This window comes from Pseudoduganella sp. RAF53_2, assembly GCF_052113985.1.
Classification (GTDB): domain Bacteria; phylum Pseudomonadota; class Gammaproteobacteria; order Burkholderiales; family Burkholderiaceae_D; genus Rugamonas.
Genome location: NZ_JBFRDW010000207.1, coordinates 1 through 8853, shown reverse-complemented (window position 1 = coordinate 8853; position 8853 = coordinate 1). Strand labels below are relative to the sequence as shown.

Here is an 8853-nt window from a genome sequence, read left to right as displayed (position 1 = left end):
GCCCATCGGCTGGCTGTTCAACAAGGCGCACAAAAACGCGGCCGGCTCATGGCACTTGATCCACGAGCTGACATACGTCAACAAGGCAAAGCTGGCGGCGTGCGATTCAGGAAAACCATATTCACCAAAGCCCTGGATCTGCTTGCAAATCTGCTCCGCAAACTCCTCCGTGTAGCCGCGTTCAGTCATGCCGCTGACGATGCGGTCGTGGTACTTGTCCACGCCCCCCTTGCGCTTCCAGGCCGCCATCGCACGCCGCAGCTCGTCAGCCTCGCCAGCACTGAAGCCCGCGGCGATCATCGCCACTTGCATCACTTGCTCCTGAAAGATTGGCACGCCAAGCGTACGGCCAAGCGCTTCCTTCAGTCCCTCCGGATAATCAACCGGCTGCTGGCCAGTGCGGCGCTGCAAATACGGATGCACCATGCCGCCTTGAATCGGTCCCGGCCGAACGATTGCCACCTCGATCACAAGATCGTAGAACACCCGCGGCTTCATGCGCGGCAGCATGCTCATCTGAGCACGTGATTCAATCTGGAATACGCCAATGGTATCGGCGTGTCCCATCATGTCGTAAGTCGCAGAGTCTTCTGACGGAATGTCCTGCATGGTCATCGTTCGATCATGGCGGGCCGTGATCAGATCCAATGCGCGGCGCAATGCGGACAACATGCCCAGCGCCAGCACGTCCACCTTCAATAAGCCCAGCTCTTCGAGATCATCTTTATCCCATTGAATGACGTGCCGCTCCTCCATGGCGGCTCTTTCGATCGGCACCAGGCGCGACAGCTTGTCCTGCGCGATGACGAAGCCTCCCACGTGCTGCGACAAGTGGCGCGGGAAGCCCGTAATCTGCATCGCCATCGCTGCCCACTTCTCGGCAATTGGCGAGCCCTCTTCCAGTCCTGCTTCGACAAAACGCTCCAACAACTGATGCTTGCTGTCGAACCAGTGGTGCGAGCGCGCCACTTTTTCAACGATGGTGAGATCAACGCCCAGCGCCTTGCCGCTGTCGCGCAAGGCGCTCTTGGTGCGGTAGCAGATGACGGTCGCGGCCAAGGCAGCACGGTGACGTCCGTACTTGTTGTAGATGTACTGAATAACTTCTTCACGGCGCTGGTGTTCGAAGTCCACGTCGATATCAGGCGGCTCGTTGCGCTCGCGCGAAATGAAGCGCTCCACCACGCTGTTGCCGCGCTCTGGATCAACCTCCGTCACGCCCAGGCAGTAACACACAGCGGAATTGGCCGCCGAGCCGCGTCCCTGGCACAGGATGCCGACGCTGCGCGCAAAGCGCACGATGTCGTAGACCGTTAAAAAAAAGAATTCGTATTTCAGGTCAGCGATCAGATCCAGTTCGTGCGTGAGCYGTTTCTGCACTTTTTCCGGAATCCCGTGCGGGTAGCGCTTGGCAGCTCCTGCATATGTTTCCTGATGCAGGAAGCTGGAGGGCGAGTATCCCGGCGGGATCAGCTCGTGCGGATATTCGTATTTCAGCTCGTCCAATGAGAACGTGCACTGGTCCGCGATCTTCATCGTCTCAGCCAGCGCCCTGGCCGGATAGAGATTGGTCAGGCGCAGGCGCGAGCGCAGGTGCTGTTCGGCGTTCTGAGTCAGCTCGTAGCCGCACTCCGCAATCGGCTTGCCGACGCGTACGGCAGTCAGCGTGTCGTGCAGCGGCTTGCGCGAGCGCACGTGCATGCAGACGTGGTTGGCCGCGACCACCGGCAGCCCATGCTGCAAGGCCACTTCGTCAATGCTGACACGGTGCGCTTCGTCGAAAGCGCGCGCGAGCTGGGTCAGGCCGATCCAGCTGCGGCCGGGGAAGGTAGCGTTCATCCAGGCCGCCTGCTCGTGCAAGCGGTCGACGTCGTCCGGCGCCTGGGTCGGATAATCCGGCAGCAGGATCATCAGACAGTCCTCCATGCCGCGCAAATGCTCGCGCTCCGGCGGCGGTGCCGCGAAATCGTCCGGATGCAGCAGATAACTGCCCTTGGCCGCCCTGCCCCGCCCCAGCGTAATCATCTCGGAGATGTTGCCGTAGCCATTGCGATTGGTCGCCAGCGCCAGCAGGGACAGCGCCGGACGGCCGTCCTCGTACTYCAAATGGAAATGCGCGCCAATCAGCAGTTTCAGCCCGGTTTCCTTCGCCCCGGCGTGAGCGCGCACTACGCCCGCCAGCGAGCACTCATCGGTAATCGCCAGCGCGCTATACCCCAGCTGCGCCGCGCGCGCGACCAGCTCGCCGGCGTGCGAAGCGCCTTGCAGAAATGAAAAGTTCGTCAGGCAAAACAGCTCGGCAAAGCCGGGCATGCCAATGGCGAAAGGTAAGCTGAAGGAAGACATGGGATAGTCATTTTACTGTATATGCGTACAGTATTCCAGTTCCATTAATCGCTGCGATACTCGGCAGCAAGGACGCAAACCCTCAGAAAAAGCTGCATACTTCATGTTCTAAATAGCAACCGTGAGGTCGTAGGCGATGGATGTGGTGGAGCTGAAGTGTTTTGGGACTCGGGCGGGGGAAGGGAATTCGGCGCTCGTGATCAGGGGCGATCATTCTGACGAGGCGGCGCGGCTTGCTTTTGCCAAGGCCAGCGGAAAGCCGGCTTGTGTCTTTATCGGCGACGATCAGCCGCCAACGCTCGACTATTTCTATCCCCATATGCGCAGTCCGCTCTGCCTGCACGCCACGTTGGCGGCGGCGCGTGTGCTGTTGAAGGACCAGCCGGGGCCGATCACCGTGCGCACGGCGGTGAAAGGCCAGGAACTGGCGCTGACGCAACAGGATGGGATTGTGTACGCTCAAATGAACCGCCAGCCGGTGCCTCAAGTCGAGATCTCACAGGATTTACCGAGCAAGTTGCTGGGAAATGCCGGCATCCAGCTCGCATCTGCGCCCACAATCGCCTCCGTAGGCAGCCCGAAGCTGCTGCTGGAAGTTAGGGATAGCACGGCACTACAGGCGTTGAAGCCGGACTTGGCGGCCATCGCAGCATGGGGCAAGACTAATGGCGTCAGCGGTTGCTACGCCTGGTGCCGCCGTGAAGACGGCAGCCTTGAAGGCCGCAACTTCAACCATCTGGACCCAAAGCTGGAAGACGCCGCCACCGGCGTCGCGGCCGGCGCGCTTACGGTGTTGCTGAACCGGCCAATTCGGCTCTATCAGGGCGCAAACATGGGGYAGCCCTGCCTGCTGCGCACCACGATCGAGGGCGAAAATATCCTCGTGGGTGGCGCTGCGGAAACGGTATAGACGATTTATGCTGCAAAATAGTCACACTTAGATAGAGAACAATTTTAGCCCTGGGAAAGGTTCGATTAGAATCATTGAAACTTTTCCTGGGAGTTACATAGTGTTTTCTACCACGACTATTCGTAAAGCCGTGCTGCTCGCTCTTTATGGCGGCGCAGCAATGTCGCTGGCCCCGGCGGCCTTCGCTCAAACTGATACCCCCGAGGCAAAGAAAGAGGAAATGACTGTCGTGAACGTGGTCGGCTCGCGCCGCGCCACCAGCTCGGCCACGGACACCGTGGCGCCGGTCGACATCATCCCGCTGACCAAGGTTGCCGAATCGAGCGGCCAGTTCGACCTGGCCCAGACCCTGACTTATATTTCGCCGTCCTTCAACTCCACTCGCCAGACCGGTGCCGACGGCGCCGACCTGATCGACTCCGCCGCCCTGCGCGGCCTGGGTTCCGACCAGACCCTGGTGCTGGTGAACGGCAAACGCAAACACACCACCGCCCTGGTGAACCTGTTCGGCGCCCGCAACCGCGGCAACACCGGCACCGACATGAACACCATCCCGGTGCTGGCCATCAAGGACGTGCAAGTGCTGCGCGACGGCGCTGCCGCCCAGTACGGCTCCGACGCAATCGCCGGCGTGATGGACATCGGCCTGAAAAAGAGCATCGGCTGCGAAGGCGTGGCTGGTTACGGCCAGTACAGCAAAGGCGACGGCAAGAACTGGCTGACCTCGGCTTACTGCGGCTTCTCGGTGGCCGGCRGCGTCATCGCCGTCACCGGCGAATACCTGGACCGCGGCCGTTCGAACCGCGCCGAGCCGGGCAACCCACGTACCATCGGCGACACCAAGACCAAGAACCAGACCGTCTACCTGAACGGTGAAATCCCGGTCGGCCCTGGCAAGTTCTACTTCACCGCCGGCGACCAGTCGCGCGACGCATCCAGCGGCGCCTGGGCGCGCGGCACGCCGGACGAAGATCCGGATCGCAACATCGGCCCGCGCTACCCGAACGGCTTCGTGCCGTTCATCGGCGGCGAGCTGGTGGACCGCTACGGCATCGTGGGCTACAAGTTCAAGGTCGGCGAGTGGAATACCGACCTGTCCCAGACTTACGGCTACAACCGCCTGAAGTACACCATCCGCAATACGATCAATGCATCCATTGCCAACGCCGACCTGCTGAAAGGCGGCACCGGCCTGAGCCCGGACACCTTCTACGCCGGTGGCTTCTCGTTCCAGCAGAACACCACCAACTTCGACGTGAACCGCTACTTCGACGGCCTGATCGGCGATGGCCTGAACGTGGCATTCGGCGCCGAGTACCGTTCGGAAGAATACCGGATCTTTGCCGGTGAGCCAGGTTCCTACATCGACGCCGACGGCGTGGGCGTGGGCGGCGCGGCCGGTTCTCAGGGCTTCCCTGGCTTCCAGCCAAGCGATGAAACCAAGGCCAAGCGTCACAGCAAGGCTGCTTACGTCGATCTGGAACTGGACGTGAACCCACGCACCAAGGTGCAGGGCGCCGTGCGCTATGAGGACTACAGCGACTTCGGCTCGACCACCACCGGCAAGCTGGGCGCCAGCTACCGCGTGGTGGACGACGTGCTGCTGCGCGGCTCGGCTTCGACCGGCTTCCGCGCACCGTCGCTGCAACAGGCTTACTTCTCCTCGACCTTCACCGACTTCATCTCCGGCGTGCCGGTGGACGTGGTGCTGGCGCCGAATGGCGGCCCGGTAGCAACGCTGGCCGGCATTCCCAAGCTGAAGGAAGAGAAGTCGCGCAGCTTCACCCTGGGGTCGACCTGGACGCCAAACCAGGCCATCTCGGTAACCGCTGACTACTACCACATCAAGATCAAGGACCGCATCGTGCTGTCCGGCCGCTTCGACGATAGCAACTACCCTTCCCTGGCCGCCAAGCTGGCCACGCTGGGCGTAGGCCAGGCGCAGTTCTTCGTCAACTCGGTGGACACCAAGACCCAGGGCCTGGATCTGACCGCGTCGCACAAAGGCTCGCTGTTTGGCTACAAGCTGAACACCTACCTGGCAGCCAACTACAGCAAGACGGAAGTGACCGCAATTCACGCGCCGCCGGCACTGCAAGGCTTTGAGGACGTGCTGCTGTCCGAGCGCGAGCGCCTGTTCATCGAACAGGGCGGCCCGCGCCACAAGGCCACGCTGGGCTTCGACTACACCACCGGTGCCTGGGAAACCGACCTGAAGATCATCAACTTCGGTCCGCAAACCCTGGGCACCTTCAGCGGTACTGCCGCCGGTGTGCCGAACCAGCACTACGAGTCCAAGACCTCGGCTGACCTGAGCTTCACCTACAGCATCAACAAGAACGTGAAGTTCACCTTCGGCGGCACCAACATCTTCAACGTGCACCCGACCCCGCAGGACCCGAACGAAACCGACAACGGCTTCAAGTATGAGTCGGTGCAGTTTGGTCTGAACGGCGCCGCCTACTTCGGCCGTCTGCACGTGCGCTTCTAACACCCAAGGCCCAGACCTGGTGGCAGGCACGATGTGCCTGCCACCAGCAGTTCACGGTTCTGCGAAACGCCCCGCCCGCGCGGGGCGTTTTTATTTTGTCATCGCCCGGTCATGTGAAGCCATTAAAGTTCGCGGCGTCATAAATTTGCTAATTGGAGCAGCGATGAAAAAGAATTGGGTATTGCTGGCGGCGATGGCCTCCGTGGGTCTGGTCGGTTGCGGTTCGTCCAACAACGATGCACCGGTCACGGCGCCGCAGGGTCCGACCATTCCTGAAGGGACCACCGTGACCGTGGCCCTGATGGAAACCACCGACCTGCACCAGAACGTCCTGGGTTACAACTACTACGCCCTGGCCGAAGACTCTACCCTGGGCCTGGACCGCACCTCCACACTGATCCAGGCTGCACGCGCCGAGAACCCGAACAATGTGCTGCTGGACGACGGCGACGTGATCCAGGGCACCCTGCTGGGTGACCTGCAAGCGTCGACCAAGCCGATCGCCTGCTCGGAAACCCTGGCCATCCACAAGGCCATGAACTCGCTGAAGTATGACGGCGGCGGCTTCGGCAACCACGAATTCAACTACGGCCTGCCCTTCCTGAGCCAGGTCACCAATACCGATCTGGGCATCCCTGGCGTGAGCAAGCCAGCCGGCACCTGCGGCGCGCCAAGCTTCCCGCTGGTGCTGACCAACGTCACCGGCGTGGCCAGCGGCAAGCCGATCTACCAGCCATACGCCCTGCTGCCAAAGGACTTCTCCGGTACCGCGCCAGACGGCAGCAAGGTCAGCGTGAAGCTGAACATCGGCATCATGAGCTTCGTACCGCCGCAGATCCTGGAATGGGACCAGAAAAATCTGGCCGGCAAAGTCGCCGTGACCGGCGTGCAGGAAGCTGCCAAGCAGTATGTGCCTGAACTGCGCACCAAGGGCGCCGATCTGGTGGTCGCCCTGTCGCACGGCGGCCTGGACACCACCGCCTACAGCCCGAAAATGGAGAACGGCAGCTACTACCTGACCTCCACCGGCATCGACGCACTGATGATCGGCCACTCCCACCTGATCTTCCCGAAGGGTAAAGAGACCGGCGCCGCAGCACTGGACGCATCCTTCGCCGCCATCCCCGCCAACGCCAATGTCGACGCCATCAACGGCTTCGTGAACAATGTGCCGACCGTGATGGCGCAGAGCTGGGGCCGTCGCCTGGGCATCATCAAGATGACGCTGGCCTACACCAGCGGCAAGTGGGTGGTGCAGCCAGCCAAGACCACCGTGGAATCGCGCGGCTTCAAGTACAAGGATGGCACCACCAGCGTGGCTGCCGATCCGGCCATGGCCACGCTGATCTCGACCGAACACGCGGCCACCATCGATTACGCCAAGCAGCCGCTGGGCGTGACCACGGACTTCGAGATGTCTTCCTACTTCTCGCTGGTGGGCGACGTGACAGCGATCCAGCTGGTGAACCAGGCGCAGATCGACTACGTGAAGAACTTCATCAACACCAGCACCGATGCGACCATCTCCAGCTACAAGAACATCCCGGTGATTTCCTGCAGCGCGCCGTTCAAAGCTGGCCGTAACGGTCCTTCCGACTTCACCGACGTGGCGCCAGGTGCGACCGCCGCGGCACCGGTTGGCCTGCAAGTGCGTAATCCAGGCGACCTGTACCTGTACTCGAACAACAACCTGCAAGCGGTGAAGATCAAGGGCTCCGACCTGAAGAACTGGCTGGAAGCAGCGGCCAAGCAGTTCGGCCAGATCGATCCGGCCAAGACCACCGAGCAGGATCTGGTTCCGTCCTACGGCACCATCTACAACTATGACGTGTTCTACGCCGAGAACAATGGCCTGACCTACCAGATCGACGTGACCAAGCCAGCCGGCGGCCGTATCGTCAACCTGACCTACAACGGCAAGGCCGTAGCCGACACCGACGACTTCATCGTGGCGACCAACGACTACCGTGCGGGCGGCGGCGGCAACGTGCCAGGCATCGACGGCAGCAAGACCATCATCAAATCGCCGGACGCCAACCAGGCCGTGGTCAGCAACTACCTGACCAAGCTGGGCACCACCGGCGGCAAGGTCACGCTGGCAACGAACGGTGGCGCGCGCAGCTGGAGCTTCGTGAAGACCACCACCGCCGGTCCGGTGATCCTGCGTTCCCAGCCAGGCCACCTGGCGCTGGCGAAGGGCAACGGCATCAACGTGGTGACGTCCGAAGGCACGACGCTGGACGCCAGCGGCTTCGCCAAGTATGCAATTGATCTGAGCAAGTAATATGTCCGTAAAACGTCTCACCCCAGCCGCTCGCATGATGGCCGTTACCGTGGCGATTGCCGCCGTGGTGGCGGCTTGCCAGACGCACCAGGACATGCCGGTGCGAACGGAAATCGAAAGCACCGCCATGCGCGCCCAGCAGCAAGGCGATCCCGCCGCGCTGCGCAGCCTGCAGCAATGGGCTGCTTATGGCGAACCGGTAGCGCAACGCGAACTCGGTTTGATCTACCGTTCGCGTACGGCCTTCCGCGCGGAAGCTTTGCACTTGCTGGAGCACGCTGCGCGCAGCGGCGATGCCGAAGCGGCGTATGGCCTGGGGGAGATGTTGCGCAGCGCAGCGCCGGGCGTGCAGCCTGCGCCTGAAGCTGCGTGGCCGTGGCTGAAGCAAGCCGCGGAAAACAAGCACGCCAAAGCGGCGCTGGCCCTGGGCCAGATGGCCCGCAACGGCGACGGCGTGGCGCGCGACGATCGGGAAGCTGCCAAATGGCTGGAACTGGCGAGCAAGCTGGGTAATTCGCACGCCATGTTCCTGCTGTCGAATGCTTATCGCGATGGGCAGGGTGTGCCGCGCGACGAGCGCCGCGCGCGCGAGCTGCTGGAAGAATCGGCGGAGCATGAATATCCGCCAGCGCTGCAGGAGCTGGCGATGGCCGTGCAGGGTGAGGATTCCCTGCGCGCCAGCCATCTGCTGAAAGAAGCGACGGAACACCGCCGCAATAACTGGAACCGCTTTTAATCAAGCCAGCGTCGCCAGCTCTCCGCTAACACCGCCGCAATAACTGGAACCGCTTTTAATCAAGCCAGCGTCGCCAGCTCTCCGCT

General features: G+C 61.9%; 5 protein-coding genes. 4 read left to right on the top strand and 1 reads right to left on the bottom strand.

Features of this window, described 5'->3' with window-relative positions:
* On the bottom strand, positions 1–2346 hold a 2346-nt coding region (locus AB4Z11_RS14035; RefSeq protein WP_442025862.1), incomplete at its 3' end, for an error-prone DNA polymerase.
* Between the two features lie 136 nt (positions 2347–2482).
* On the opposite strand from AB4Z11_RS14035, the gene AB4Z11_RS14030 reads away from it, so the two are divergent.
* The 4 genes from AB4Z11_RS14030 (at position 2483) to AB4Z11_RS14015 (ending at position 8767) form a co-directional block, all read left to right on the top strand.
* Complete coding sequence (locus AB4Z11_RS14030) at positions 2483–3256, top strand: PhzF family phenazine biosynthesis protein (RefSeq protein WP_442025861.1); 774 nt, start codon at positions 2483–2485, stop codon at positions 3254–3256.
* Positions 3257–3476: 220 nt separating this feature from the next.
* Positions 3477–5747 (top strand): TonB-dependent receptor plug domain-containing protein, encoded by a 2271-nt coding sequence (locus AB4Z11_RS14025; protein ID WP_442025860.1) that lies wholly within the window; start codon positions 3477–3479, stop codon positions 5745–5747.
* Between the two features lie 163 nt (positions 5748–5910).
* On the top strand, positions 5911–8031 hold the full coding sequence (locus AB4Z11_RS14020) for a bifunctional 2',3'-cyclic-nucleotide 2'-phosphodiesterase/3'-nucleotidase (RefSeq protein WP_442025859.1): 2121 nt from the start codon (positions 5911–5913) through the stop codon (positions 8029–8031).
* A 1-nt stretch (position 8032) separates the two neighbouring features.
* A complete protein-coding gene (locus tag AB4Z11_RS14015; RefSeq protein WP_442025858.1) occupies positions 8033–8767 on the top strand; it encodes a tetratricopeptide repeat protein in 735 nt (244 codons plus the stop codon).
* The last annotated feature ends 86 nt before the right edge of the window (positions 8768–8853 follow it).